The sequence below is a fragment of the Xanthomonas sp. NCPPB 4037 genome, from assembly GCF_041475695.2.
GTDB lineage: Bacteria > Pseudomonadota > Gammaproteobacteria > Xanthomonadales > Xanthomonadaceae > Xanthomonas > Xanthomonas campestris.
In genome coordinates this window covers 3652370-3678341 of sequence record NZ_CM191261.1, presented here as the reverse complement: position 1 = coordinate 3678341, position 25972 = coordinate 3652370, and the positions used below count along the sequence as shown (strand labels likewise).

16 protein-coding genes are annotated in these 25972 nt (G+C 67.4%); 6 read left to right on the top strand and 10 right to left on the bottom strand.

Going from position 1 to position 25972, the window contains the following annotated elements; all coding sequences use genetic code 11:
- Nucleotides 1–14: 14 nt before the first annotated feature.
- Nucleotides 15–4130: an ATP-dependent RNA helicase HrpA gene (hrpA, locus tag ACCQ01_RS16340; RefSeq protein WP_228431920.1), complete on the top strand. Its 4116-nt coding sequence runs from the start codon at nt 15–17 to the stop codon at nt 4128–4130.
- Between the two features lie 250 nt (nt 4131–4380).
- Here hrpA and ACCQ01_RS16335 read toward each other — a convergent pair whose 3' ends face one another.
- From ACCQ01_RS16335 to pqqA, 9 genes are all read right to left on the bottom strand, one after another.
- Nucleotides 4381–7017 (bottom strand): TonB-dependent receptor, encoded by a 2637-nt coding sequence (locus ACCQ01_RS16335; protein WP_228431922.1) that lies wholly within the window; start codon nt 7015–7017, stop codon nt 4381–4383.
- 105 nt (nt 7018–7122) lie between these two features.
- Nucleotides 7123–8157 carry a glucokinase family protein gene (locus ACCQ01_RS16330; protein ID WP_228431924.1) on the bottom strand — a complete coding sequence of 345 codons (1035 nt, stop codon included), beginning with the start codon at nt 8155–8157 and terminating at the stop codon, nt 7123–7125.
- Nucleotides 8158–8498: 341 nt separating this feature from the next.
- Nucleotides 8499–9986, bottom strand: coding sequence for a PhoPQ-activated pathogenicity-related family protein (locus ACCQ01_RS16325; RefSeq protein ID WP_228431925.1), 1488 nt, complete (start codon nt 9984–9986; stop codon nt 8499–8501).
- Nucleotides 9987–10247: 261 nt separating this feature from the next.
- Complete coding sequence (locus ACCQ01_RS16320) at nt 10248–10760, bottom strand: hypothetical protein (RefSeq protein ID WP_228431927.1); 513 nt, start codon at nt 10758–10760, stop codon at nt 10248–10250.
- A gap of 60 nt (nt 10761–10820) precedes the next feature.
- Nucleotides 10821–11951 (bottom strand): pyrroloquinoline quinone biosynthesis protein PqqE, encoded by a 1131-nt coding sequence (gene pqqE / locus ACCQ01_RS16315; protein WP_228431929.1) that lies wholly within the window; start codon nt 11949–11951, stop codon nt 10821–10823.
- On the bottom strand, nt 11948–12226 hold the full coding sequence (gene pqqD / locus ACCQ01_RS16310) for a pyrroloquinoline quinone biosynthesis peptide chaperone PqqD (protein ID WP_011038062.1): 279 nt from the start codon (nt 12224–12226) through the stop codon (nt 11948–11950). Before pqqD ends, pqqE begins: the two co-directional genes overlap by 4 nt.
- Nucleotides 12223–12975, bottom strand: coding sequence for a pyrroloquinoline-quinone synthase PqqC (gene pqqC / locus ACCQ01_RS16305; protein WP_228431931.1), 753 nt, complete (start codon nt 12973–12975; stop codon nt 12223–12225). The genes pqqD and pqqC overlap by 4 nt, the downstream gene beginning before the upstream one ends.
- Complete coding sequence (pqqB, locus tag ACCQ01_RS16300) at nt 12972–13871, bottom strand: pyrroloquinoline quinone biosynthesis protein PqqB (protein WP_228431933.1); 900 nt, start codon at nt 13869–13871, stop codon at nt 12972–12974. Before pqqB ends, pqqC begins: the two co-directional genes overlap by 4 nt.
- 65 nt (nt 13872–13936) lie before the next feature.
- Nucleotides 13937–14017, bottom strand: a complete 81-nt coding sequence (gene pqqA / locus ACCQ01_RS16295; RefSeq protein ID WP_002812057.1) for a pyrroloquinoline quinone precursor peptide PqqA — start codon at nt 14015–14017, stop codon at nt 13937–13939.
- Between the two features lie 305 nt (nt 14018–14322).
- Between pqqA and ACCQ01_RS16290 the strand changes: the two genes are divergently transcribed.
- Together ACCQ01_RS16290 and ACCQ01_RS16285 are read left to right on the top strand one after the other, a co-directional pair.
- On the top strand, nt 14323–16482 hold the full coding sequence (locus ACCQ01_RS16290; RefSeq protein WP_181920827.1) for a RelA/SpoT family protein: 2160 nt from the start codon (nt 14323–14325) through the stop codon (nt 16480–16482).
- An 86-nt stretch (nt 16483–16568) separates the two neighbouring features.
- Nucleotides 16569–18083, top strand: coding sequence for a hypothetical protein (locus ACCQ01_RS16285; RefSeq protein WP_228431935.1), 1515 nt, complete (start codon nt 16569–16571; stop codon nt 18081–18083).
- A 74-nt stretch (nt 18084–18157) separates the two neighbouring features.
- Here ACCQ01_RS16285 and ACCQ01_RS16280 read toward each other — a convergent pair whose 3' ends face one another.
- A complete protein-coding gene (locus tag ACCQ01_RS16280; protein ID WP_228431937.1) occupies nt 18158–20260 on the bottom strand; it encodes a glycosyltransferase in 2103 nt (700 codons plus the stop codon).
- A 95-nt stretch (nt 20261–20355) separates the two neighbouring features.
- Between ACCQ01_RS16280 and mrcB the strand changes: the two genes are divergently transcribed.
- From mrcB to yoaA, 3 genes are all read left to right on the top strand, one after another.
- Complete coding sequence (gene mrcB, locus ACCQ01_RS16275) at nt 20356–22800, top strand: penicillin-binding protein 1B (RefSeq protein WP_228431940.1); 2445 nt, start codon at nt 20356–20358, stop codon at nt 22798–22800.
- 12 nt (nt 22801–22812) lie between these two features.
- The gene (locus ACCQ01_RS16270; RefSeq protein ID WP_014508580.1) at nt 22813–23337 is read left to right on the top strand and encodes a hypothetical protein; all 525 of its coding nucleotides are present in this window, start codon (nt 22813–22815) and stop codon (nt 23335–23337) included.
- Nucleotides 23338–23820: 483 nt separating this feature from the next.
- Nucleotides 23821–25830 carry a DNA repair helicase YoaA gene (gene yoaA / locus ACCQ01_RS16265; RefSeq protein ID WP_228431941.1) on the top strand — a complete coding sequence of 670 codons (2010 nt, stop codon included), beginning with the start codon at nt 23821–23823 and terminating at the stop codon, nt 25828–25830.
- Nucleotides 25831–25972: the final 142 nt, after the last annotated feature.

Here is a 25972-nt window from a genome sequence, read left to right as displayed (position 1 = left end):
ACATTTTTCCATCGATGAGCGCTATCGACACTGACCTCGCCACCACGTTGCGCGAGCGCCGCGGCGCCGTAGATGCTGCCATGAGCCGCGATCGTGGCCGTTTGCTGGGCCTATGGTCGCGCTGGCAAGGCAAGCCCGGCAACCCGCAGCTGCGCCAGGCCTTCGAACAGGCGCTGGCCGCCTCGCAGGCGCAACGGCAGGCGCGTGCCGCGCAGCAGCCGGCGATCACGCTGGATACGCAACTGCCGATCGCGCGCGAAGCCGATCGCATCATCGCGCTCATCCGTGACCATCCGGTGGTGGTGATTGCCGGTGAGACCGGTTCGGGCAAGACCACCCAATTGCCCAAGCTGTGCCTGGCAGCCGGGCGGGGTGCGGCCGGCATGATCGGCTGCACGCAGCCGCGGCGTATCGCTGCGCGCGCGGTGGCCGCGCGCGTGGCTGAAGAACTCAACACCCCGTTGGGCACCACGGTGGGGTTCCAGGTGCGCTTCACCGATCGCGTGGGTGAGGACTCGCGCATCAAGTTCATGACCGACGGCATTTTGCTGGCGGAGATCGCCAGCGACCGGTGGTTGTCCGCCTACGACACCATCATCGTGGACGAAGCGCATGAGCGCAGCCTCAACATCGACTTCCTGCTGGGCTATCTCAAGCAGCTGCTGCGCAAGCGCCCCGACCTCAAGCTGATCGTCACCTCCGCCACCATCGACACCGAGCGGTTCTCGCGGCATTTCGATGATGCGCCGGTGATCAACGTGGAAGGCCGCACCTTCCCGGTGGAGGTGCGCTACCGCCCGCTCGAAGGCGAGTCTGGCGACGGCGATGCCGGCGATGGTGGGCGCGATGGCGAACGCACCGTCAACGACGCCATCGTGGCGGCAATCGACGAGATCACCCGCATCGACCCGCGTGGCGATGTGCTGATGTTTCTGCCGGGCGAGCGCGAGATTCGCGATGCGCACCAGTCGCTGGAGCGGCGCAAATACCGCGAGACCGAAGTGGTGCCGCTGTACGCGCGGCTGTCGGCGGCCGACCAGGACCGCGTGTTCAACCCGGGCCCGCGCCGGCGCCTGGTGCTGGCCACCAACGTGGCCGAGACCTCGCTGACGGTGCCGCGCATCCGCTACGTGGTGGATCCGGGCTATGCGCGCGTCAAGCGCTACAGCCCGCGGCAAAAGCTGGACCGGCTGCATATCGAGCCGATTTCGCAGGCCAGCGCCAACCAGCGCATGGGCCGCTGCGGGCGTATCGCCGAGGGCATCTGTTACCGGCTGTACGCGGAGGCGGATTTCGCCGCGCGCCCGGCCTTCACCGACCCGGAAATCCGGCGCGCTTCGTTGTCGGGCGTGATCCTGCGCATGCTGCAGTTGGGGCTGGGGCGCATCGAGGAGTTTCCGTTCCTGGAAGCGCCGGACGAACGCGCCGTGGCCGATGGCTGGCAGCAGCTGCTGGAGCTCGGTGCGATCGATGTGGAGCGGCGGCTGACGGCGATCGGCCGGCAGATGGCGCGCCTGCCGGTGGACGTCAAACTGGCGCGCATGCTGGTGGCCGCGCAACAGCACGGTTGCCTACGCGAGATGATCATCATTGCCGCGTTCCTGGGTATCCAGGATCCGCGCGAGCGCCCGCCGGAAGCGCGCGAAGCCGCCGATAACGCGCATGCGCTGTTTGCCGATGCGCGCTCGGAGTTCGTCGGCATCCTGCGCCTGTGGGACGCCTACCGGCAGGTGCATGAAGACCTCACCCAGTCCAAGTTGCGCGATTGGTGCGGCCGGCATTTTCTCGGCTTCCTGCGCATGCGCGAGTGGCGCGAACTGCACCGCCAGTTGCGCTTGCTGTGCGAAGAACTGGGCTGGAGTGAAGAGCCGGCCGGCGCGATGCTGGCGCCGCTGCTTGCCGGTGCCAGCGCGCCGGTGCGCGAGGATGGGCAGGCGCACCGCGCCACCCGCGGGCAGCTGCACCGTGCCGCGCGGCTGGCGCGCGAAGGCAAGCCGGATCCGGCGGCGCCGCCCGCACAGGGGAAGGCGGCGGCTGCAAAGAGCCCACCTGCCGATGCCACCGACGCGGCGGTGCGCACTACCGAGCGCGAACGTGCTGCCGCCTACCAGGCATTACATCGCGCACTGCTGGCGGGCCTGCCGACGCAGATTGGCCACCGCACTGAAAAAGGCGATTACCTGGCCGCGCGGCAGCGCCGTTTCGTGCCGTTTCCCGGCTCCGCGTTGGCACGCAAGCCGCCACCGTGGATTCTTGCGGCGACCTTGCTCGACACCCAGAAGGTGTGGGGCATGACCAATGCGGCGATCGAGCCGGACTGGGCCATTGCCGAGTTGCCGCACTTGCTGGCACGCAAGCATTTCGACCCGCACTGGTCGCGCGCGCAAGGGCAGGTGGTGGCCTCCGAGCAGATCAGTCTGTTCGGCCTGGTGCTGGCGCCCAAGAAGCCGGTGCACTTCGGCAAGATCGACCCTGCCACCTCGCACGACCTGTTCGTGCGGCAGGGCCTGGTGCCGGGCGAAATCAACACGCGTGCGGCGTTTGTCGCCGATAACCTCAAGGTGCTGGAACAGGCGCGCGAAGAGGAAGCCAAGCTGCGCCGCGCCGGCATCGTGGCCGACGAAGACTGGCAGGCGCGCTGGTATCTGGACCGCATTCCGGCCGAGCTGCATTCGGCCAGCGGCCTGGATGCGTGGTGGAAGACCTTGCCTGCCGACAAGCGCCGCAGCCTGCATTGGTCGTTGAACGATCTGCTGCCCGGCGAAGGCAGCGAGGCGGACCGGTTCCCGAAGTATTTCGCGCTGGGCGATGCGCGGTTGCCGTTGCAGTACCGCTTCGAGCCGGGGGCTATCGACGATGGCGTGACGCTCGAGGTGCCGTTGCATCTGCTCAATGCGCTGGATCCGTCGCGGTTGTCGTGGCTGGCACCCGGGTTTGTGGCCGACAAGGCGTCGGCACTGATCCGCAGCCTGCCCAAGGCGCAGCGCCGCAATTACGTGCCGGCGCCGGATTACGGCCGCGCGTTCTACGAGGCCTTCAGCACGCCATCGGCGGACGATATGCGCGGCGAGCTGGCGCGCTTTTTGAGCAAGGCCACCGGTGCGCCGGTGGCGGCGCTGGATTTCGATGAAGAAGCGCTGGACACGCACTTGCTGATGAACCTGCGGCTGCGTGACGAGGACGGCAGGGTGCTGGCCGAATCGCGCGATCTGGAGGGCTTACGTGCGCGCTTTGGCGAGCGTGCCGGGCAGGCCTTTGCCGCGCGTGCAGGACGCGCGCTGGCGGCGGAAGGGCTGCGCGATTTCCCGGCCACGCCGATCCCCGAACAGGTGGCCGGGGAAGCGGGCGTGCCTGCGTATCCGGCGTTAGTGGATCAGGGCGAGGATGCCGCGCTACGGATCTTTGCCGACCGCAACGAAGCGCTGCGTGCGCATCCGCGTGGTGTGCGCCGGCTGCTGGAAATTGCCTTGGCCGACAAGATCAAGCAGGCGCGCAAGCAGCTGCCGGTGTCGCCCAAGACGGGGCTGTTGTATGCGGCGATCGAATCGCAGGAGCGCCTGCGCGGCGATCTGGTCGATGCGGCGCTCAATGCGGTGCTGGCCGAGGGGCTGGGCGCGATCCGCGAACCTGCCGCGTTCGCACAGCGCCGCGAGGATGCGGTCAAGCGGCTGTTTGGCGAAGCAATGGCACGGTTGACGCTGGCAGAGAGCATTCTCGGCGCGGTGGCCGAACTCAAGCCTTTACTGGAAGCGCCGTTGATGGGCTGGGCGCGTGGCAATCTGGATGACATGGAACAGCAGCTGCGCGCGCTGGTGCACGCCGGGTTCCTGCGCGACACGCCGGCCGATGCGCTGGCCAATTATCCGCGCTATCTCAAGGCGATGATCCTGCGCACCGAACGCGCCAAGCGCGACCCCGCGCGCGACCAGGCACGCATGCTCGAGCTCAAGCCGTTCGTGGATGCACTCAACGACGCCGCGGCGCGTGGGCTGCAACAGCACCCGGATTGGCAGGCGCTGCGCTGGGATCTGGAAGAACTGCGGGTGTCGGTGTTTGCGCAGGAGCTGGGCGCCAAATCCGGCGTCTCGGCGAAGAAGTTGTCGCAACGCGTGGCGGCCTTGCGAGGGTAAGGCGCGCGCTGGCAGATGGCGGCGGGTTGCCGCTGCCTGCGAGGCGTCGCCTTGCCGCCCGGTTTCGTGCGCGTGAGTCTGCGGATGTTGGCGTGCGATGCGCGTTATTACATGTGCCGCTGTCCACTCCACAGGCCTCAACCGTAGAGCGCAGCTTCGACACCGCAGCGCCGTGCAGGTCCTACTGATCCACTAACACCACGGCGCCGGGGGCTGCTGCATTGCTCCCGGCGCCCTGGCATGCGGCAGGTCAGAACTTCAGGTGCAGGGTCGCCATGTAACGACGGCCACTCTTGTAGCGCCCGGCCAGATGCTCCTTGTCGCCGAGATACTGCAGGTATTCCTCGTCGAGCAGATTTTGCGCATCGATCTGCAGCGACCAGTTCGGGCTGAACGCATAGCCCACGCTGGCGCCGAGTTCGGCGTAGTCGTCCACGCTGGCGGGCGCGGCACCGGCCACGTAACCGCCGGCCAGGTAACTGTCACGCCAGTTGTAGGTCAGGCGGGCGTTGAGCGGGCCTTTTTCGTAGTACGGCGAGAACGCCACGCTGTTGCGCGACTGGTAGGGCAGCGGGTCGCCGGTGTTGTTTTCGCCATTGGCATAGGTGTAATTGGCAGTCAGACCGAAGCCGCTGTCGCCGAACGGCTGCTGGAAGGAAAGGTTGAATCCCTTGACCTTGCCATCGCCAGCGTTGCGTGGCCGCTGGATGCTGTAGTCGCAATAGCCGTCGGCGGTGCAGCCATTGCTGCCGATCAGCTGCGCCCAGCTTTGCGGCGCGGTGTCGCGCAGGGCGTTGTATTGCCGCTCCACGCTGGCGCTGGTGTCGATGTAGTTGTCGATCTTCTTGTAGAACACCGACCAGGCCACCACCGACTGCGGCGCGAAGTAATACTCCGCCGACAGATTGAAGTTCCACGATTCGTACGGCGATAGCTCCGCGTTGCCACCGCTGCCGGTCAGTGTGGTGTCGTTGAGGAAGGTGTTGTTGACCATCTGGTTGTACGGCGCCCAGGCAATCACCTTGGCCGCGGCAAAGCGGAACACCCAGTCGTCGCTGGTGTCATACGACAGCGTGAGCGATGGCAGCAGGAAGTCTTCCTTGCGCGTGCGCGTCTGCCACAGGCTGTCGGCGTTGGCCAACGACGGGGTGCCGCTATAGACGAACCCGCTGCCTTCGGTCTTGGAGTCCACGTAGCGCACACCGAGGTTGCCACGCAGGCCGCCGCTGGAGAAGTTCACCTGTGCGTAGGCGGCGTTGTTGGTCTGCTCCAGCGCCCAGCTGTTATTGAGATAGCTGGCCGGATCCGGCGCGCTGTAATCCACCGGGCTGTTGCGGATCCAGTTGAGCACATTGCCGCGGCCGGCCTGCACATGCTGCCCGTGGTCCGGGTAGAAACCTTGCAGGTCGGTCAGGCCGATCGTGCCCACATCGGCCAGCGTGCCCGGCGTGACGCCGCCATAGACGTTGAGCTCGAAGCGCTCGTCGTGTTTGCCGTGGCGCACGCCCAGCAGCAGCTGATTGAACACGCCATCGAATTGCAGGTTGAAATCCAGCTGGCCGTAAGTGTCCTTGCTCTCGGTGGAGAAGATGCCGTTGTTGCCGAACCAGCCGCCGGCCGAGCCCCAGTTGGCCGGGTCGCGTGCAGCGGCCGGGTCATCGAAACGGATGCCGCGGCGCGTGTCCCAGCTGAAGCCGCCGTTGTAGAACGGCTCGATGAAATACTGCGAGAGATCCTTGTTTTCGGACTTGCTTTGGCCCACCTGCCCGTTGAGACCCCAACCCTCGCCGCTGAAGGCGCCGCGCAGGTCTAGCCCTTTGGTGGTCACTTCCGATTCGCGCACGTTGTTGTCGTAGATCACCGTGCCGCCCAAGGGGTCGGCGTTGGCGCTGGAATGGCCGCTGGTGACCACGCCATTGCGCACGCCACCCAGCTGGTCCACCGCGCCAACGGTGCCTGCATTCCAGGTGAGAAAGCTGTACATCGACTGGTTGTAGTTGTCGAAGTTTTCGCTGATGTACAGGCCGCTGAGATTGAACTCCAGCGCATCGCTGGGCTTGAGCTGCAGGTTGACCACGGCGCTGTCGCGTTCGCGGTCCTGCTGGAACCACGCGGCGTTGATCGAGTTGGGCACGTCCGCATCGGCCGGCACGCCGCCGGCTGCATTGGCGAAGGTGCTGGCCGGTGCATAGCCGAACACTTCCATGCCGCGCCGGTCCACGCGTTCTTCGTAGTGCTGCGCGGAGACGGTGACGCCGAAGGTCTCTGCCGGATTTTTCCAGCTGTACAGCAGCGCCGCATTCGGCTTGCCCTGGCTGGCCTGGTCGCTGTAGCTATAGCCGATGGAAGCGGCCACCTCGTTGGCCTTCAGGTCGAGCGGCTGGCGCGTGTGCATGAGCACGGTGCCACCCAGGCTGCCTTCGGTTAGACGTGCTTCGGAGGACTTGATGATTTCCGCACGCCCTAGGATTTGCGGTGCTAGCAAGGTGTAATCGAAACCGCGGCTGGGCTGTTCGCCGTAGAGCCAGATTGCCTGCGCCACCGGGTGGCCGTCGAGAAAGGAGAGATTGAGGCTGGGGTCGGTGCCATCGATGCTGACGCGCTCGCCCTGGCCAAAGCGACGGTCCAGGGTGACGCCGGGAATCTGCGACAGCGCTTCGGCCACGTTGGTGCTGGGGAACTTGCCGATGTCCTCGGCGGTGATCGCTTCGGAAATGCCGGTGTTGTTACGCTTGGTGTCCAGCGATTTTTCCAGGCTGGCGCGGATGCCAACCACTTGCACGGCATCCAGTTCGGTGGCCTGTGGGTCGGTCGTCTGCTGTGCCTGGGCGGCGAACACCAGCGACATGCCAATGGCGCTGGACAGCAGCGAAGTGCGGTATTTCATGATGTCTCTCCTCATCACGCAACAGGGATGGACGGCGGGCCTGCGCTCGCCGGATGCACGGGGGTACACGCCGCTCGCGGTTGGGAGACGCGAGTGGTGGATCGCTTACGACACCTCGGTGTGGTGTTGCAGATACCAGCTGGCCGCGCCGAGCACGCCGAGTTGCCCGTGTTCGACCAACTTGACCGGAATGCGCTCCAGCACTGGGCGCATGCGGCCCTTGGCGAGGAAGCGTTCGCGGAAATCACTCGCAGCCAGAAACTGGCCGATGCTCGGCAGGATGCCGCCGGCCAGATACACGCCGCCGGAGGCGCCGTACGCCAGCGCCATGTCGCCGACCGCGCTGCCGAGCAGCGCGCAGAACAGCTCCAGACACCGCCGCGCCAGTGCATCGTCGCTGTGGAGCGCGGCGTGGGTGATGTCGGCGGGCAACGGGTGGATGGGCGTGGCCGCATGCAGTTCGCACAGGGCCAGATACAGGTTGCGCAACCCGGGGCCGGAGAGCACATGCTCGATCGGCAGATAGGATGCGTCGCGCGCCAGGATGCGTAGCAGCTGCGCGGTGTCGGGGTCATTGCTGGCCAGTGCAACCTGGCCGGCTTCGGTGGCGAGCACGCTCGGCTGGTGCGGTCCGTTGATCCACACCGCAGCGCCCAGCCCGGTGCCCGGGCCGACCACCAGGATCGGGCCACCGGGCTGCGCATGCCGCGGCGTGGGGCCGCTCAATTGCACCACCGCACGCTGTTCCATCTGCGGCGCGGCATAGGCCACTGCTTCGAAGTCGTTGACCAGATGCACTGCACGCACGCCGAGCGTGTCGCGCAACTGACGCGGCGCGATGGTCCAGGGCAGGTTGTTGCTGATGAAGCGGCCGTCGTCCAGTGCGACACCGGCGCTGGCGATTACCACTGCATCGACGGCGCGGCTGTCGCGCAGGAAATCAGCCAGGATCGCGTCCAGGCTGGCATGGTCGGCGCAGCGGTAGGTGCGGTACTGCGAGAGCTCGATCGGCGCATCCGCGCCCTGCGAGACCCGTCCGACACGCACATGCGTGCCGCCAACATCGGCAGCCAGAAACGTGGTGGGAGCGGGGACAACGGGCAGGGCAGAAGCGCAAGCAGAGTGCGAGGTCGCAGCCACGGTCAGTCCTCTGGGACGCCTGGATCGGCCGATGCCGTCAGCGCGTAGTGGCCTGTTTAGGAGCCGATGACAACGCTGTCAATGGTCCAGTCGGGTTGGATCGATCTTGTTGACAGGCTCAAGCGCAAAAACAGCTCCGTGATGGGCTTTGTGCGGAGTTCATTGCGCAAACTGTCGAAGCCATACCAATCGTTTGCAGGGATCTAACGGCCGTGCATGACATCGTTGTGCCTGCGGTGTGGCACCCACGGCTGGGGTCTATCGCGACGGTCGAAGGCGGCCATGAGGGACGCCCAGGCCAGTTCCTGTCCTGCTCCAGCGACCAAGTCCTGCCGGCGTGCTCAGGTGGCGGGCGGCGGCGCGACCGCAGGCAAGGTCCGGCAGGCGGCGTTGTCCGAGGGCGGCACCTGGGTCGGGTAGTCCTGCTTGCCCAGTACATAGGTCTGGCTGGTGGCGACAAAACCGTCTGCGTAGGTGGCTTCCACAAAATAGGCGCGCCAGCCGGCGTCAGGAATTTGCACCGGAACCGTCACCGCACCGCGCTTCCAGGTCACCGCCGTGGCGGTGTAACGGATGCCGCAGGCAAAGCGGAAGTCACGCGCCTGCGGGTTACTCGCGCTCCATACCTTCACCTGCACCGGGCGCTCGCTGGAACGCACGCGGATCGCGGGCGTTGCGCCACCACGCAGGCTGCCGCGCAAGTCCGGCAGCGGGCGCTGCTGCTGCAGCCGGTTGACGAACGGCACCAGCGTATCCACCACCGATGCGCGGATGCCACCGTGCGATGCATTGGGCACCACGCGCAGGGCCTTGGCGCCGGGCAGTGCGTCGTAGAAGAACTGCGTGTTGTCTGGCACGAAGAAGTCATCGCCACTGGCATTGACGATGTACTTGGGCACGGACAGCCGTTTGCGGTAGCGCGTGTGCAGGTACTGCAGGGGGTCCTGGATCTGTACCAGCTGCGCAAACGCAGGCGTGGTGAGCTGGTTGGTAATGCCTTCCTTGGCGTAGGCGTTGAACGCCACCGGCCAGTTCCCGCCATAGACCTTGGCCATGTGCGTGAGCACGGCCGGCATGTTCAGGATGTCGATCACGAAGGGCGCCACGGCCTCCACGCGTTGATCGGCGATGGCCGCATGCCAGCTGGCCCAGCCGCGCTTGGACGCGCCGGCCAGGATGAAACGGTGAATCCGCAGCGGCGCCAGTTCGCGTTCGGCCAGGCTCATGGTGCGCGCGATCGCCGCGGCCATCGGAACATGCAGCGGCAAGGTCTTGCGCTGCGCCGGCGCTTTCATAAACAGCGACCAGGTGTGCGCAACGCTGTCGTCTTCGCGGCGTGCGGTGCCGTCATCGCGATAGGTCAGCGCCTGGCTGGGGAGGTCGCTCAGCACGATCACCACGGTGCGCGTGCGCTGCGCCAGGGCCGCGATCGCCTCGGGGGCCAGTTCACTGGATGGCTGCGCCGGGCCACCATCGACGGGCTGGCGCGTGCCGTTGCTGGAGATCAGCAGCGCACGCGTGGGCAGGGCATCGGGCGGCACATAGAGCGCGACGTCGTGCTGCCAGCTGGCCGGCTGGACCAGGTCTTCCGGTGACCAGTCCTGCGAGGTCAGCAGATAGTCGCGGCGTTCGACTCCGGCCACGCTGCTGGTGGCAGTACGCCGGTAGCTCAGCGGCTGCGCCTCCACCGCATCGTGGTAACACACCAACGCCTCGCCAAAGCCAACGGCGGGATCGGTGGCGCAGCGCTGCGTAGCGGGCGACGCACAGGCCGACCCTGCAGCGAGCAGGGAGAGGAGTAGAACGCTGCGACGAGCGAAGGACGTCATTGCATGTCTCCAGACGCAGGGTGCGGGGCTAGCGGGTCTGCAGTGAGCAGGCGCGCCAGCATGTCACAGCGCTGCTCGGCGATGGCCGGCGGTGCGAACCCGCTGCAGCACACACGCATCTGCGGCGTGCATGAGTTTCAGGCCAGGGCGTGTACAGCGCGCCAGCAGGCGACGCCGCTGTGCGCGCGGGCTTGGGAGCGGTGTGCTCCCGCCGGGGGACCGGTACTGAATCGCCGCCGCCGGCACCCATCTCGCAAATGCTTACTTGACCCGGCGCACCTTGGCCTGGGTGTTGTAGCCCTCGATCTGCATGTACCACACGCCGATCAGGCCGGGCTTGATCTTGGTCTTGGGCGAATCTTTGCGCACGCCGGGCAAGGTCACGCTGTCGGTCTGCTCCCACTCCTGCCCATTGGCGAGGGTGTAGGTGCGGCCCTTGGAGAAGCCCCTGAATTCACCGACCACCGTGCTTTCAATCGGATCCTTGATGCCGAAATCGGAGAAGCCGCGATTTTTCACGATCACTTCCTGGCGGCCGGCTTCCTTGGCTTGCTCCACCACCACCGCCGCTTCCTTGGCTACCTTGCCTTGCAGCCAATCGTTGAGCGCGGCGAGTTCGCGGGGATCGAGCTTGTCCAGGCCGGCGGCCTTGAACTGTTCGGCGCTCATCTGCGACTGCAGGTCGCCCTGCACGGCGCGCTGCGCCAGGACTGGCGTGGTGTGTAAGGCGAGGGTCAGGCAAACCAGGAGGGGAACGCGGCGCGCGAACGACATGGAGGCAACCCGGAGAGAGAGGCCGCTAGTGTAGACGCTCGGCCGCGTGCCGCCAGCGGCTCATTCGGTGTCGCTGATTGCGGCCTCGGCGGCGACGGCGGCAGGACGCTCCGGCCGGCGATAGATGAAGTCCGGTGCCGGCGATGCGGCCTCGCGTTCGGCGGTGGCGCGGATCCCGGCATGGGCCGGGGAGCGTTCGCAGACCGGGTCCAGGGTGGCGGCATCGCCGGCCAGGGCCAGTGCCTGGCAGCGGCAACCGCCCCAGTCGATCTCCCGCTTCGGGCAGCCCTGGCAGACCTCGGGCATCCACGCGGTGCCGCGGAACCGCGCAAACGCCTCGCCGTGATTCCAGATATCGGCCAGCGAGCGATCGCGCAGGTTGTCGAACTGCAGGCTGTCGATGGTTTCGGCCGCATGGCACGGCAGCACGTCGCCACGCGGAGAGATATTGACGAAGCGCTGCGCCCAGCCGCCCATGCAGGGCTTGGGCTGGCGTGCGTAGTAATCGGGGGTGACGAAGTCGATGGCCAGCTGGTCGCCAAGGCTGCGCCGCGCGGTCTCCACCGCCACGATGGTCGCGGCCAGCTGCTCGCGGCTCGGCATCAAGGCGGCACGGTTGCGCAGGCCCCAGCCGTAGTACTGCGTATGCGCCACTTCAATGCGCTCGGCACCCCATTCCAGCGCCAGCGCGATCATGCCGGGCACGCGCTCGGCGTTGTGCCGGTGGATCACCGCGTTGAGCGTCAGCGGCAGGCCGCGCGCGCGCACCGCGGCGGCGAAGGCGCGTTTCTTGGACAGGCTGTTGCTGTAGCCGGCAATGTGGTCGGCGCCGGCCGGGTCCACGTCCTGCACGCTGAGCTGCACATGTTCCAGGCCGGCGGCCTGCAATTGGTCGAGCATCGGATCGCCGCCGGCCACGCCGGAGGTGATCAGGTTGCTGTACAGGCCCAGCGCGCGTGCATGCGCCACCAGTTCGGGCAGGTCTTTGCGCAGCATCGGCTCGCCGCCGGAAAAATGCGCCTGCAGCACGCCCATCTCGGCGGCCTGTTCCAGCAGTGAGCGCCAGCCAGCGGTGTCCATCTCCTCGCGCAAGGCCGCCAGCGCGATGGGGTTGGAGCAATACGGGCAGGCGAGCGGGCAGCGATGCGTCAGCTCCAGCAGTACCGACAGCGGTGGCGGCACAGTGCTCATAACCGCAGCAAGCGCTTCTGGTGCAAGGTGGTGGTGAGTTCGATCACGTCGGTCTCGATCTCGCTCGCATCGGCATCGAATTCGGCGGCCAGCGTCTGCGCGATCTGCGCCAGCGACTGCGTCCCGTCGTAACGCTGGGCCACCACCAGTGCGATGTCATCCAGCTCCACCACGCGTTCGGGCGCCAGCAATACCCACTGGTCACGCGCGCGGTCGTGCTGCAGGCGTACGCCGGCACGCAGCGCAGGGCAGCTGTCGCGGCTGATGGTGCTCACGCGGCGGCCCGCTTGCTGTCGCGCTCCGGCACAAACGCATCCGGCCAGGCAATGCCGGGGCTGACGTAGGCCACGTGCAGTGCGTCGAGCTGGGCCCATAGCACTGAGCATTTGAAATGTAGCGCGGCTTTCACCAGCTGCTGTTTTTCGACGGTGTCGGCGTGTTGCTTGACGTAGTCCAGCGCGAAATCCGAATCGCGCGGCGCTTCGGTCAGGCGGTGCTCGAAATACGCCAACGCTTCTGGCGAGACAAAGTCGTAGTGCTGCAGCATGCCGGCCACCCGTTGGCCGATGATGTTGGGCGCAAACAACTCGGTGAGCGAAGAGGCGATCGCTTCCAGCAGGCTCTTTTCGCGCACGAAGTGCAGATAGGCCTGCACCGCGAAACGCGTGCCCGGCAGCAGGGCACGGCCCGATTCGACCAGCTCGCGTGGCAGGCCCAGTGCGTCGGTGAGGTGCAGCCAACGCGCGATGCCGCCATCGCTGGGGCTGTTGCCATCGTGGTCGAGAATGCGCTGGCGCCAGATGCGGCGCAGTGCGGGGTCTTCCATCCGCGCCAGGATCGCCGCATCTTTCAGCGGAATGCAGCGCTGGTATTCGAAACGATTCAACGCCCAGGCCTGCACCTGGCCGCGATCGAGCTTGCCGTGGTGCAGCAGTGCGTGGAAAGGGTGCTGGTCGTGATACAGCCGCGCGCCGATCGCGCGCAGATCCGCCTCCAGCTGGTCGGGCGAGAGCAGGGCAGTCACAGGGAAATCTCCAGACCGTCGTGCGCCACATCCCAGCCGGCCGCGCGTACGGCGGCGTGCTCCGGCGAGTGCGCGTCGAGGACGGGGTTGGTGGTGTTGATGTGGATAAAAACCTTGCGCGCCACCTGCAGCTGCGCGAACGCAGCCAGGGTGCCGTCGGCGCCGTCGATGCTCATGTGGCCCATGCGCTGGCCGGTTTTCTGGCTCACGCCCAGTTGCACCATTTCGTCGTCGCGCCACAGCGTGCCGTCGAAGAACACCAGCTCGGCGCCATGCAGGCGCGCGCGCAGGTCATCGGTCATGGCCGCGCAGCCGGGAATGTAGTGCACGCGGTGGTGGCCATCGTCGATGGTCAGCCCAAGCGTCTCTTCGTTGGAGCCGGCCAGGTCGCCGCCGCTGCGCGATTCCATGAACAACGGCACCTTGCCGGGAACCGAGAACGGCGTCAGCTGCAGGTCGCACAGGGTGAGCGGGGTATTCAGCCCGAACGGATACCGATCCACATACTGCGGATTGAGCGCATCGAAGATCGGGTTCTGCGCGAGCAGGTCAAGCACGCGGCTGCTGGCATGCAACGAAAAGCGTTGGCTTTCGCGCATCGAGAGCAGGCCGGCAATATGGTCGATCTCGCCACTGGTCAGCAGCACCGACTCAATTGGTGAGTGCCGCAGGCCGTGTTGCGGCCATAGCGCGGGCGTGGCGAGAATCTGTTGGCGAAAATCGGGAGAGGCATTGATCAGGACCCAGCGCTGGCCGTCGGCACTGACGGCGATACTGGCCTGGGTACGACGTTGGGCACCGTCCGCTTGCTGCCACGCCCGCTGGCTCGCGGGTGTGTGGCAATTCCACTGCGGGTACCCACCGCCGGCCGCCGATCCCAAAACGATGATGCGCATGGAGAACTGTTACCTGTCTGCCGGCAGCAGCCGGTCATGCATCGAAAGGAGGGCGGCAGGGTCGCTCAGAACTCGCCGGAAACGTAGCAGTTGATCTCGGCGCCACAATTGACTTCACGTACAACAGGCTTCTTCCAGGTCTTCATCGGCTACCTCGCAGTTGGTTGGAGTAACGCCGGCGCAGATTGCGCCGCGACGACGTGCAGGGAGCATAGGCACGCGGTTTGGGCCAGTTGTAAAGAGCATGTAAAAAGCTTGGACCACGTCGCGCTTTGCACCGGCCTGGCGCCGCGATGGGTTGCGAATCAAGGCGTTGCCGGGTGAACCGTGCGTAAGCGCGGCGGCTACTCTTAGGCGTGAGGGCGCAAGAAACACGCGTTGTGGAGATGGTGACGCGCACGTTACCGTAGCTGTCAGCCCCCCTGTCCCTGCCGCCTTCGTGTCCAGCGTTGTGACCAGTTCCGCCCCCGATCGCCTGCATGCCGTGCTGCAGCGTCCCGCCCTCGCATCGATCGCGCCCGCCTTGCGCGATGCGTTGGCCCAGGCCTGGGCAGCGTCCGAAACGGCGCAGGCAGACAGCGTGCCGTGGGCCTTGCTCACCGACACGCTGGACGCCCTGGCGCACCTGGCGGCCGACGAAGCGACCCTGGTGGCCGCGTTGTTGTTCGATATTCCGGCGCTACGCCCAGGTGTCGCCACGCTGCCCTGGCAGCCGGCGGAACGGCGCGGCGTGGTGGAGGGGCTGCTGGATGGCCTGGATGCCGCCGACCAGGTCTGGGCGCTGCATGCCGGGCGCGAGGCGGGGCGTAACAGTGAAGGCCTGCGCCGCCTGCTGTTGTCCATCATCCACGACCTGCGTGTGGTGCCGATCCTGCTGGCCCGCCAGCTGGCGCGCATGCGCGTGGCCGACCGGCAGAGCGAGGAAGAACGCCGCGCGCTGGCCCAGCTCACCCGCGACATCCACGCACCGTTGGCCAACCGGCTGGGGATCTGGCAGGTCAAATGGGAGCTGGAGGATCTGGCGTTCCGGCACCTGGAACCGGATACCTACCGGCGCATCGCCCGCGATGTGGACGAAACCCGGGTGGCGCGCGAGCGCTACATCGAGGCGGTCAAGCGCACGCTGTCGGCGGCGCTGGCACAGCAGGGCCTGCGCGCGGATGTCAGCGGGCGGCCGAAGCACATCTACAGCATCTGGCGGAAGATGCAGAAAAAGCGGCTTTCCTTCGACCAGCTCTACGACGTACGCGCGGTGCGGGTGATGGTGGACGACGTGGCCGCCTGCTATGCCGCGCTGGGTGCGGTGCACGCGCTGTGGGCGCCGGTGCCGAGCGAGTTCGACGACTACATCGCCCGGCCCAAGGCCAACGATTACCGCTCGCTGCATACCGCGGTGGTGGGCCCGGAAGGGCGCACCATCGAGATCCAGATCCGCACCCACGAGATGCACGCCCAGGCCGAACTGGGCGTGGCTGCGCACTGGAAGTACAAGGAAGGCGGCAAGGGCGCCGAAAAGGCGTTCGATCGCAAGATCCTGTGGATGCGGCAGTTGCTGGAGCAGGTGCAGGATGGCGAACACGGCGAACTGGCTGGCGCGCTGGATGCGGAGCTGATCGAAGACCGCGTCTATGCGCTCACGCCCAAGGGCGAGGTGATCGACCTGCCGCAAGGGGCCACGCCGCTGGATTTCGCTTACCACGTGCACACGATGGTGGGGCACCGCTGCCGCGGCGCGCGGGTGAACAACCGCATCGTGCCGCTGACCTACCGGCTGCGCAGCGGCGACCGCGTGGAAATCATGACCGCCAAGGAAGCCGACCCGCGCCGCGATTGGCTGTTGGCCTCCAACGGGTTCCTGGCCAGCGGGCGCTCGCGCGACAAGGTACGTGCCTGGTTTCACAAGCTCGACCGCGCCCGCAACGTGCAGGCCGGCAAGGATGTGCTCGATCGCGAGCTCAAGCGTCTGGGGCTGCAGCATGCCGATCTGAGCGTGGCCACGCGCAAGTTCCACGCCGACAGCATCGACGACCTGTACATCCAGGTGGCGCTGGGCGATACCGGGCCCAACCAGGTCAGCCGCGCGCTGCTGGAAGCCGAGCGTGCGGCCTCGCAGCCGGCCGTCCCGGCGCCGCCGCGCCCGACCGCGCGCCGCGACGGGCTGGGCAAATCCAAATTCACCGTGCAGGGCGTGGGCAATCTGCTGGTGCAGCTGGCGCGTTGCTGCCACCCGGTGGCGGGCGAGCCGATTGCCGGGTATCTCACGCGTGGCCGCGGCATCACCGTGCACCGGGCCGACTGCGTGGCGCTGTCGCGTCTGGCTGCCGCGCATCCGCAGCGGGTGCTGCCGGTGGAGTGGGGCCAGGCCGGGAGCGGTTACGAGGTGGACGTGCAGGTGCGGGCGGTGGACCGGCGCTGGCTGCTCAAGGACATCACCAACCTGATCGCACAGGAAGATGCGCACGTGCTGGAAATCAACAGCGACAACGTGCGCGACAGTGGCCGCGCGCAACTGCGGCTGCGCCTGAAAGTGAGCGATTACGAGCAGCTCTCGGCGCTGCTGGGCAAGCTGGACGCCTTGCCCGGGGTGAACGAGGTGCGCCGGCTGGGCTGAGCGCACGCAGTCTTCGCAGCCGGGGCGGCTACCATTGCGTGGTGAACGCGTCCCCGTCAGGTCGCGCCAAGGACGGACGCCACCGCATGTTCCCGCTTCCGCGCTGGGCCAGATCGCCGCGCCTCTGGGCGCCGCTGCGCAGCCGTGCGCTGTGGCGCGTGGTGCTGGTGCTCGCCGCGTGCCTGTTGCTGAGTGTCATCGTGTTCCGGCGCCCGCTGGCCGATCTGCTGTGGCCGGACAGCCGCATCCAGCAACTCCTGCAACGCGGCGACGCGGCGCTGGCACGTGGTCAATTGAGTGCTGCCGATGGCGGCGGGGCGCGCGAATTCTTCGCCGCGGCACTGGCACTGGACGGCGACCGTAGCGAAGCGCGGCAGGGCTTGGCCCGCACCGGTGCGGCCGCGGTGGTGCAGGCGCGTGCGGCACTGGCTGCGGGCGATGTGCCGGCGGCCCAGCGCGGGGTTGCGTTGGCTCGCGCGCTGGAAGTGCCGCAGGCGCAGATTGCGCCGGTCGAGCTGCGCCTGCGGCAACTGCAGGCGCGCCGGGCCGGCCTGGATGCGCTGGTGGCCCAGGCCGTCGCCGCGCAACAGCATGGCCGCCTGGATGGCACGCCCGACAGTGCACTGCCGTTGTATCAGCGGGTGCTCTCCCTGGCCCCGGACCGCACCGATGCCCTGGAAGGCCGCGAAGATGCGCTGACCGACCTGCTGGCACAGGCCCGCCACGCGTTGGCCCGCGATGCACTCGCCGAGGCGGCCGCCTTGCTGGCCGCGGCCAAGCGCTACGACGCCGGGCATGCCGATGTTCCTTCGACCGAGGGCCAGTATCACCGGCTGCTGGATCAGCGCCGGCAGCGTGCCGACACGCTGTTGCGGCGTGGTCGGCTGGCGCCTGCGGTGCGCGACTTCACTGCCGTGCTGGCTGCCGAGCCGGGCGATGCGCAGGCGCAACGCGGCGTGGAGAGGGTTGCTGCCGAATATGCCGCGCAGGCCACCCGGCAGGCCGCGGATTTTCAGTTCGATGCGGCAACACAGTCGCTGCAGCAGGCGCGCGATCTGGTTCCCTCTGGCCCATCCATCGCCGCGGCCGAGCAGGCGATTGCGCGTGCGCGCGATGCGCAGCGCGGGCCGGAATCCGGGTTGTCGCGGGGGGCGCGCGAACGCCGCCTGCGCAGCCTGCTGCAACGCGTCGCCGAAGCCGAAGCGCAACAGCAATGGATGACGCCGCCTGGCGCCAGCGCCTACGACGCCGTGCGCGCCGCACAAGCGCTGGCACCCCGCGACCCGCGCGTGCTGCAGGCTGCCGCACGCGTGGCGCCGGCCAGCCAGCGCTGTTTCGAGGACGAGTTACGCAACAACCGGCTACGCGCCGCGCGCGGCTGTCTGGATGCCTGGCAGGCCCTGATGCCCACCGGCGACGCTCTGGCGAGCGCGCGCCGGCGTTTGGCGCAGCGCTGGGTGGCGGTGGGCAGCGAGCGGTTGGGCCAGGAAGACGCGGCCTTTGCGCGCCGCGCGCAGAACGAGGCCCGTCAGTTGGATCCCTCGTTGCCGGAATTGGCGGACTTCAGCCGGCGCGTCAAAGCGGTGAGTGAAGAGCGCTGAGTGAATGATCGGTTGAGGCGATGTCTGTAGGAGCCCATGCAGTGCACCAGTCGGCGCATGCACGCCCCTTCGCCTCACTCGGCAATAAACAAGGTCCGGACCGTCGCGCGTGCGGCATCCAGCGAAAAGTGCTGCGCCACGTTGCGCAGGCCGTTATCGGCCAGGCGTTGCCAGAGCGCGGCGTCCTGATACAGGCGCACGATGGCGGCGGCGAACGCATCTGCTTCATCTGCCACGCACACGTCCTCGCCGTCGTGCAGGTGCATGCCTTCCACTGCGCAGGTGGTGCCCACCACTGGCTGGCCGTGCGCCATGCTCAGGTTGATCTTGCCCTTGACGCCGGCACCGAAGCGCAGCGGCGCCACTGCGAGACGCAGCGTGTCCATGTACGGCACCAGATCCGGCACGTGCCCATGCAACTGCACGCCCGGCGTTTCATCGGCCAGTAACTGTAGCGCGGCGGGCACGTCGGCGCCGATGCAGTGGAACACCACGTCCGGCAACTGCGCGCGCACCAGCGGAAAAATCGCACTGATGAACCACTGCACCGCATCCACGTTCGGTGGATGCCGGAAGCCGCCGACAAACACCAGATCGCGCCGCTGCGCGAACGGCTGGCCGCTGCCGGCAACCTCGTGCAAATTGGAGAGCAGGGCGGTGCGGATCTGCGGTGCATCCGCGTGCAGCTGCGCCTGCTCGGCCGTCGACACCAGCACCGTCACGTCAGTGGCCGCCATGATCTCCAGCTCGCGCAGGCGGGTACGTTCGGCGCTGCGCAGCAGGTTGGCGTCGCCGGCTAGCTCGGCGCCACGGCGCTCGCGCAGATAGTGCAGATCCACCGTATCGAACAAGGTGCGTGCCTGCGGCGCGTAACGCTTGAGCAGTGGCATGCAGGCATGGGCGACGTGGTGGCGCACCAGCAGCACCGCGCTGAAACGTGGGCCATGCGTGCGCAGCCAGGTGCCGATGCCTTCCAGGAACGGCGCATACCAGACTTCCACGCCGAGTTGCTGCAAGGCCTGCGTGTGGCGGCCGGCATGCTCGCGACGGGTGGGCACGAACACCACGTGTGCGCCTTCGGCGCACAACAGGCGGATCAGGTTGAACTGCCGCAACGAACCGGAGTCACGGTCCGGCTGCGGCACGCATTCGTCCAGGATGAGGACCTGGCGTTGGTGGCGGTGCAGGCTGGCGGGGTCGGGGACGCTGCCAACCGGCAACTGCGCCTGCAGCACCTGCTGCCATTTTTCGGCGAACACGCTGCGGTTGCGCACCTGATACGCCTTGACGCCGGTGCGGGTGTCGGTGCCGTTGCTGGTGCCTTCGTCATGCACCACCACGCTTGCCGGCTGCACCAGCACGCTGTGCCCTGCGGCACGTACCGCGAAGGCCAGGTCGGTGTCTTCGTAATACGCCGGCATGTAGCGCCGATCCAGCCCACCCAAGGTCTGCAGCAGCGCCCGCGGCAGCGCGATCGCCGCGCCGGAGCAATAGTCCATCTGCCGCACGTAGGCGTAGCGCGGATCCTCAGCGGACTCGAAGCGCCCGTAGCTCCAGGCGCTGCCATCGCCGAACACCACGCCGCCGGATTCCTGCAGGCGCCCGTCCGGATACAGCAGCTGTGCGCCCACCAGGCCGGCAGATGGATGCGCGGTGAAGGTGCCGATCAACTGGTCCAGCCAGCCCGGCTGCGGCACGGTGTCGTTATTGAGCAGCACCACGTAGTCGCCACGTGCCAGCCCAACGCCGTCGTTGCAAGCAGCGATGAAGCCGCCGTTGCGTGTGCGCTGGTGGTAGTGCAGGCCCTGCACGTGCGGCAGATTGGTAGCGGTGGCGTCGCTGCTGCCGTCGTCCACCACCACGATCTCGATGCCCAGTGCCGGTGGATGCGCGGCCAGTGCACGCAGGCAGGCGAGTGTGTGCGCGATCTGGTTGTACACCGGGATCACCACCGTCACCTGCGGCGTGGCGCTATGCGGCACCGCAAATGCCGCAAATGGCGCAGCCTCGGGCAACCACAGCGGCGTGCCGAGCGCGACCGGCGGCGCCTGCGTGTGCACGCGGATGCGCTGCCAGGTGGCGCGCCATCCGCGGGTCCGCATGCTGGCGACGCTGCGGTGGATCAGGCCAAGCACGCGATTGAACAGATAGCGTGCATCGGCCAAGGACATCGACATTCCGTTGGAACTCCAGCTTAAGCCACAGGGTCCGGCACGCCGCAGCCACGACAGGGCTGCGCTAGACTCGCCGGACTCTACATTCTCGCATCCCTGTGCCCCGACGCTACGATCACGACGCTCCCGACGATTTCGAGGACGACTCCACCGAGCAAGGCTCCCGCTGGCAACGCAGGCTGATCGTCTGGGGCCTGGCGGCACTCGCGCTGGCGCTCGGTTTCCTGATCCCGTACACGATGTATCTGAACAAGCAGGTGACCCAGCGTTTCGGGGAACTGCGCTGGCAGATCCCCACGCGCGTGTACGGCCGGCCACTGGTGCTGGTGCCGGGCAAGGCGCTGGACGCAGCCACGCTGAAGACCGAGCTGGACGCGGCCTCCTACCGTGATGACGGGCTGGGCAAGCTGGCGGGCACCTATCAGCAGGACGGCAGCCGCTTCGTGATTGCCAGCCGTGGCTACATCGACGTGGACGGGCAGGTGCCGGCACGTCGGATCGAGGTTGCGCTGTCCGCTGGACGGGTGGCCAGCGTGCGCGATGCGGCCGACCGCAAGACGCTCAAGAGCGCGCGGCTGGATCCGGCACGCATTGCCACGCTGTACGGCCAGAAGCAGGAAGAGCGCCGCCTGGTGCGCATGGAAGAAGTGCCCGAGCTGCTTGTCACCGGCCTGCAGGCGGTGGAAGACCGCGATTTCAACAGCCACCATGGCATCGACCTGAGCGGCATGGTGCGCGCGGCCTGGATCATGGCGCGCTCCGGCGGCCAGGTGCGTCAGGGTGCCAGCACGCTGACCCAGCAGCTCGCGCGCAGCGGCCTGCTCGGCATCGGCAAGGAACAGACGGTCACCCGCAAGTTCAACGAGATCCTGTACGCGGTGATCATGGAGGCGCGTTACGACAAGCGCACCATCCTGGAGGCGTATCTCAACCAGGTGTACCTGGGCCAGCGCGGCGGGCAGGCCGTGCACGGCGTGTCGTCCGGTGCGGAGCTGTGGTTCGGCCGCGAGCTGGGCTCGATGACCACCGAACAGGTCGCATTGCTGATCGGCCTGGTCAAGGGGCCGTCGTATTACGACCCGCGACGCAGCCCCGCACGCGCGCTGGACCGGCGCAACTTCGTGCTGGGCAAACTGCGCGAGAACAATCTCATCGACGAGGCCGAGTACAAGCGCGCGCTGGCCGCGCCGCTCGGCGTGCCCAAGGAGCCGGGCCTGGTCGCCGCCAATCGCTTCCCGGCCTACGTGGACCTGGTGCGCCGGCAACTGGCGCATGACTACCCGGAAAGCGTGCTGCAAGGCGCTGGCATGAGCGTGCTCACCGGCATGTCGCCGTCTGCGCAGGCGTATGCCGAAGGTGCGGTGACCGGCACCATCAAGCGGCTGGACAACAAGAGGCGCCCGCCGTTGCAGGCCGGCCTGGTGCTGACCGACGTGCACAACGGCGATGTGCTGGCAGTGGTCGGCAGCCGCGACGTGGCCAAGCCCGGTTTCAACCGCGCCGTGGAAGCGCAGCGCCAGGTCGGCTCGCTGCTCAAGCCCTTCGTCTACCTGCTGGCATTGGCCTCACCGGACCGTTGGGCGTTGTCGAGCTGGGTCGACGATTCCCCGGTGACCGTGCAGCTTGCGCGCGGCAAGACCTGGTCGCCGGGCAATTCGGACAACCGCAGCCATGGCACGGTGCGCCTGATCGATGCGCTGGCGCACTCGTACAACCAGGCCACGGTGCGGGTGGGCATGCAGGTCGGTCCGGAGCGCGTGGCGCAGTTGATCCAGGTGCTGGCTGGCATCAAGGCCGAGACCAATCCTTCGTTGATCCTGGGCGCTACCGACCAGAGCCCGTACGGCATGGCGCAGCTGTACCAGTTCCTGGCCGCCGGTGGCGAGATCCAGCCGCTGCATGCGGTGCGCGGCGTGCTCGATCCGCAGGGTAAGTTGCTCAAGCGCTACGACAAGACCCCGGCGCCGGCGCAGGAAGGCGATTCGGTCGCCGCCAACCTGATCAGCATCGGCCTGCAGCAGGTGGTCAGCGGTGGTACCGCGCGCCAGTTGCTCGGCGATGGCCTGGGGCGGTTGTCGCCGGCCGGCAAGACCGGCACCTCCAACGACGGCCGCGACAGCTGGTATGCCGGCTACACCGGCGACCATCTGGCGGTGATCTGGATGGGCAACGACCAGAACGCCGAAACCGGCCTGTATGGCGCCACCGGCTCGATGCGGGTGTGGTCGAGCATCTTTGCGCGGCTGCCGAGCGCGCCGTTGAAGGTCAGCGGCAAGGGCCTGGATTGGCAGTGGGTGGACGCCAGCGGCACCGGCGTCACCGATGCCGGTTGCCCAGGTGCGCGCCAGTTCCCGTTCGTGGTCGGCTTCACCCCGGCGTACGCGTCGTGCGCCGGCAACGCACCGTCCATCGAAGAGGCGCCTGCCGACGGCAGCGCACCGGTCGAGCAATCCAGCGGCGGCGGCTGGCGCCGGTTCTTCGGTCTGGACAAGAAGACCGAAACGCCCGCGGCCGCACCTGCCTCGCCCCCACCTGCGCACTGACAGGAACGACTCATGATCCGATTGCACCGTTTGCTTGCCCTTGTTGGCGTCCTCGCCGCCCTGACCGCCTGCATCAGCGCGCCGCCCGCGCCACCACCGGCGCCGGTGGACACCACCACCCCGGCGCAACGGCTGGCCTTGATCGAACGCGAAGCCGGCGTCGACGACACCGAGCTGTCGGTGCAGCCGCTGCGCGACCCGCAAGTGGACGATCTGCGCGAAACCGCCAAGGCCAAGCGTCAGATCGGCGACCTGGCCGCGGCGGCGGCGGCGCTCGATCAGGCACTGGGCCTGGTGTCCGGTGACCCGGCGATTCTGCAGGAGCGCGCCGAAGTGGCCGTGTTGCAGGGCGATTGGAATGCCTCCGAGCGCTTTGCCAAGCAGGCCATCGAACTGGGTTCCAAAACCGGCCCGCTGTGCCGCCGGCATTGGGCGACCATTGAGCAGGCGCGCTTGGCGCGTGGCGAAAAAGAAAACGCGGCCTCGGCCAAGGCGCAGATCGTCGGGTGCACGGTGCCGGGCGTGAAGCGGTATTGATCGAGCTGCAGGGCGGGTAGCCGCCCTGGGAGTGGGGTGAGGCACGGCGCGCGCGGCTGCATGCGCTGCGTTGATGTGTGCGGGCGGTTAGGTGGCATGCGCGCAGCGCTGCTCACAGCCTTGAGGATGCGCACAGTCAACGGCCTGCTATTTGTCTCGTTCGCTCGTGGCTGCCTGGCATGTCATGTGGCTGGTTCGAAACCTTGCCGGTAAGCCGGCAGGTTCTGAGGGCCGCGGCGCCCCAAGGCGCGGCGTCGGCAGCCGGGTAGCGCATTCAAGCTCCAAGCCGGCCCGTGGCCGCCAACGATTAGCGCCTCACGTTGAGGCCGGCAGTCGCGTGGTGTCACGCCGCCCGAAGCAGGCTCCGCGCCCAGGGTCGTCCTTCAACAGCGTCGCCTCGCGTGCGATCCGCCATGCCCCGCCAAGGCAGCGGCCGCGCACACGCGTTAGGCTGTTGCGTTCCCCACGCTGTCGTCGTCCGTCATGTCCCAACTTGCCACTGCCAGCATCGAGGCGCTCAGCGAAGGCGGGGCGCTCGCGCGCCAGCTCGACGCGTTCGCGCCACGTGCCGCGCAGTTGCGCCTGACCGGCGCCATTGCCGAGGCCTTCGAACAGCGCGACGTGCTGCTGGCCGAGGCCGGTACCGGCACGGGCAAGACCTATGCGTATCTGGTGCCGGCGTTGTTGTCCGGGCTGAAGACCATCGTCTCCACCGGCACGCGCGCGCTGCAGGACCAGCTCTTCCATCGCGATCTGCCGCGCGTGCGCGCCGCGCTTGGCATCGGTCTGCGCAGTGCGCTGCTCAAGGGACGCTCCAATTATTTGTGCAAGTACCGCACCCAGCAGGCGCGGGGTGAACCCCGCTTTGCCAGCCCCGAGCAGGTCACCCAGTTCCAGCGCATCGTCGCCTGGAGCGGGCGTACCCAGTACGGCGACATGGCCGAGATGGACGCCTTGCCGGACGATTCGCCGCTGCTGCCGATGGTGACCTCCACCGTCGACAACTGCCTGGGCACCGAATGCCCGTTCTACGGCGAGTGCTTCGTGGTGCAGGCGCGCCAGCGTGCGCAGGCCGCCGATCTGGTCGTGGTCAATCACCATCTGCTGCTGGCCGATCTGGCGCTCAAACAGGAAGGCTTCGGCGAGATCCTGCCGGGCGCGCAGGCGTTTGTCATCGACGAAGCGCACCAGCTGCCGGAGCTGGCGGCCAATTTCTTCGGCGAAAGTTTCGGCATGCGGCCGTGGCAGGAGTTGGCGCGCGATTGCATGGTCGAAGCGCGTCTGGTGGCCGGTGCGCAGGCCAGTCTGCAGGAGCCGATCCTCGCCCTGGACGACGCCTTGCGCGGCTTGCGTGCCGGCATGGAAGGCCTGCCGCCGCGCGGCACGCAATGGCGCGCACTGGCCAAGCCGCAGGTGCGCGAAGGGTTCGATGCGGTGTTGTCGGCATTGGCGCGGTTGGGCGAATCGCTGTTGCCGTTACGCGAGGCCTCGCCGGGATTCGACGGCTGCACTGCGCGTGCGCAGGAAGCGTTGAACCGGTTGTCGCGCTGGCTGGGCGAGGACGTGGCGGTGGCGGATTTTGCGCAGGATCCGCCGGAAGAAACCGTCGACAACGATGTGCTCTGGTATGAGCTGAGCCCGCGTGGATTCCGTTGCCAGCGCACGCCGCTGGACGTGTCCGGGCCGCTGCGCGAGCACCGCGAAAAATCGCAGGCGGCCTGGGTGTTCACCTCGGCCACGCTGGCGGTGGGCGGGGAGTTCGACCACATCGCTTTGCGGCTGGGCTTGAACGATCCGATCACCTTGCTGCAGCCCAGCCCGTTCGATTGGGCGCGCCAGGCGCTGTGTTATCTGCCGCCAAATCTGCCGGACCCGGCCGCACGCGGCTTCGGCACGGCGCTGATCGCCGCACTGCATCCGGTGCTGGAAGCCTCCAATGGCCGCGCGTTTTTGCTGTTTGCTTCGCACCGCGCCCTGCGTGAAGCGGCCGAAGCCTTGCGCGATGGGCCGTGGCCGTTGTTCGTGCAGGGCGAGGCGCCGCGCGCGACCTTGCTGCAGCGTTTCCGCACCTCGGGCAATGGCGTGCTGCTCGGTTCGGCCAGCTTCCGCGAAGGCGTGGACGTGGTTGGCGATGCGTTGAGCGTGGTGGTGATCGACAAGCTGCCGTTCGCCGCACCCGACGACCCGGTATTTGAGGCACGCCTGGATGCGATCCGCCGCGATGGCGGCAATCCCTTCCGCGACGAACAACTGCCGCAGGCGGTGATCGCGCTCAAGCAGGGCGTGGGCCGGCTGATCCGCAGCGAAACCGATCGCGGCGTGCTGGTGTTATGCGACCCGCGGCTGTTGAACAAGGGCTACGGGCGTACCTTCCTGAATTCGTTGCCGCCATTTTCGCGCACCCGCGAGATCGATGATGTACGTGCGTTTTTCGGTGCGGGGCCCGAGGCTGGGCAGGCAAGAGCAGAAGTTGCGACGTTGCTGCCCGATTGAGCAGCGGTTAGTGGCGATTGCGTCGCTGCGCTTGGATGGATTCGCTGCGAAGACTGCCGGAGGTGCGCACGCCGAACTGTGCCGAAGGCGCTGCCGACAGTGGCGCTGCCGCACGGTCACCACTGGCGCAATCTCAATCAGT

Excerpts from the sequence above, each read along its gene's own strand:
- pqqA (WP_002812057.1), bottom strand. The coding sequence starts at position 14,017 with ATGAAGACCTGGAAGAAGCCTGTTGTACGTGAAGTCAATTGTGGCGCC.
- ACCQ01_RS16335 (WP_228431922.1), bottom strand. The coding sequence starts at position 7,017 with ATGAAATACCGCACTTCGCTGCTGTCCAGCGCCATTGGCATGTCGCTG.
- pqqB (WP_228431933.1), bottom strand. The coding sequence starts at position 13,871 with ATGCGCATCATCGTTTTGGGATCGGCGGCCGGCGGTGGGTACCCGCAG.
- ACCQ01_RS16280 (WP_228431937.1), bottom strand. The coding sequence starts at position 20,260 with ATGTCGATGTCCTTGGCCGATGCACGCTATCTGTTCAATCGCGTGCTT.
- ACCQ01_RS16285 (WP_228431935.1), top strand. The coding sequence starts at position 16,569 with ATGTTCCCGCTTCCGCGCTGGGCCAGATCGCCGCGCCTCTGGGCGCCG.
- yoaA (WP_228431941.1), top strand. The coding sequence starts at position 23,821 with ATGTCCCAACTTGCCACTGCCAGCATCGAGGCGCTCAGCGAAGGCGGG.
- hrpA (WP_228431920.1), top strand. The coding sequence starts at position 15 with ATGAGCGCTATCGACACTGACCTCGCCACCACGTTGCGCGAGCGCCGC.
- ACCQ01_RS16320 (WP_228431927.1), bottom strand. The coding sequence starts at position 10,760 with ATGTCGTTCGCGCGCCGCGTTCCCCTCCTGGTTTGCCTGACCCTCGCC.
- ACCQ01_RS16270 (WP_014508580.1), top strand. The coding sequence starts at position 22,813 with ATGATCCGATTGCACCGTTTGCTTGCCCTTGTTGGCGTCCTCGCCGCC.
- pqqE (WP_228431929.1), bottom strand. The coding sequence starts at position 11,951 with ATGAGCACTGTGCCGCCACCGCTGTCGGTACTGCTGGAGCTGACGCAT.
- ACCQ01_RS16325 (WP_228431925.1), bottom strand. The coding sequence starts at position 9,986 with ATGACGTCCTTCGCTCGTCGCAGCGTTCTACTCCTCTCCCTGCTCGCT.